Consider the following 1,376-nt stretch of genomic DNA (forward strand, 5'->3'; position numbering starts at 1 on the left):
CTCGATGGTCGAGCAGGTCACCGGCACCGCGCGCTTCCTGTGGCGCCACGGCCCGCTCGCGCTGCAGGCGGCGCAGGTGCGCGCGCTCGACGAGACCGCCCGGCTGCACGTGATGCGCTACGACGAACTCGAGCGCGGCGCCCGCGCGTCGGCCATCGCGAAGTTGACCGGGCTGGATGCCGCGGCGCTCGGCCTCGCGCTCGACCGCAGCATCCCGCGCCGCCGCATCGACCTGCCGCCCGTGCTCGAACTGTTGGAAACCGCGCGCCGCCGACTGGCCGCCTTGCACACCGCTTCCTGAGGACCCTCCATGCAGATCAAACCCACCGACCTGACCCGTGCCGCCGAACTGCTGAACGAACTGCGCAGCGAGGTCGGCAAGGCCGTCGTCGGCCAGCAGCAGGCAGTCGACCAATGCCTGGTGGCGCTGATGGCCAGCGGCCACGTGCTGATCGAAGGCGTGCCCGGCCTCGGCAAGACCTTGCTCGCCCGCACGCTGGCCAAGTCGCTGTCGCTGAACTACGCCCGCGTGCAGTTCACGCCCGACCTGATGCCGTCGGACATCACCGGCCACGCGGTGCTGGAGGCGCGCGGCGAGGCGGGCGCACCGGTCGGCGCGCTGCGCGTGCACCGCGGACCGGTCTTCACCAACCTGCTGCTGGCCGACGAGATCAACCGCGCGCCGGCCAAGACGCAGAGCTCGCTGCTGGAGGTGATGCAGGAGTACCAGGTGACGATCGAGGGCCAGACGCTGCCGCTGGACAAGCCGTTCATGGTGCTCGCGACGCAGAACCCGGTCGACACCGAAGGCACCTACCCGCTGCCCGAGGCGCAGCTCGACCGCTTCCTGTTCAAGATCGACATCGGCTACCCGTCGCAGGACGAAGAGACCGCGATCGTGCGCCGCACCACCGAGCAGCTCGCCGGCGACCAGTTCCCGCTCGACGCGATCACGCCGCGCCTGGACGAGCGCTCGGTGCTGGCGCTGCAGCGCCTGGTGTCGTTCATCCGCGTCGACGACAAGGTGCTCGACTACGCGGTGCGGCTGGCGCGGGCGACCCGCGTGTGGCCGGGCCTGTCGGCCGGCGCCGGGCCGCGCGGCGCGATYGCGCTGGTGCGCGCGGCGCGGGCCACCGCGATGATGCAGGCGCGCGATTTCGTGACGCCCGACGATGTGAAGCAGCATGCGCTGCCGGCCCTGCGCCACCGCGTGATGCTGGCGCCCGATGCGCAGCTCGAAGGCCGCGCGCTCGGCGAGCTGCTGGCCGCGATGGTCGACAGCGTGGCCGCGCCGCGCCTGTGAGCCGCTGCCGATGCGCCTGCGCCTGATCCCCAGCCGTGCCGCCGTGGCGGTGGTGGCCGCCGCCGCGCTCGCG

Annotated in this window: 1 protein-coding gene and 1 pseudogene; both read left to right on the forward strand. The window is 72.7% G+C overall.

Features of this window, described 5'->3' with window-relative positions; all coding sequences use genetic code 11:
• Positions 1 to 301 (forward strand): annotated as a pseudogene (locus ACXJLU_RS33340) (DUF4350 domain-containing protein); the annotation flags it as partial.
• Positions 302 to 310: 9 nt separating this feature from the next.
• On the forward strand, positions 311 to 1,303 hold the full coding sequence (locus ACXJLU_RS33345; protein WP_073462622.1) for an AAA family ATPase: 993 nt from the start codon (positions 311 to 313) through the stop codon (positions 1,301 to 1,303).
• The last annotated feature ends 73 nt before the right edge of the window (positions 1,304 to 1,376 follow it).

The organism is Rhizobacter sp. P5_C2 (genome assembly GCF_054049715.1).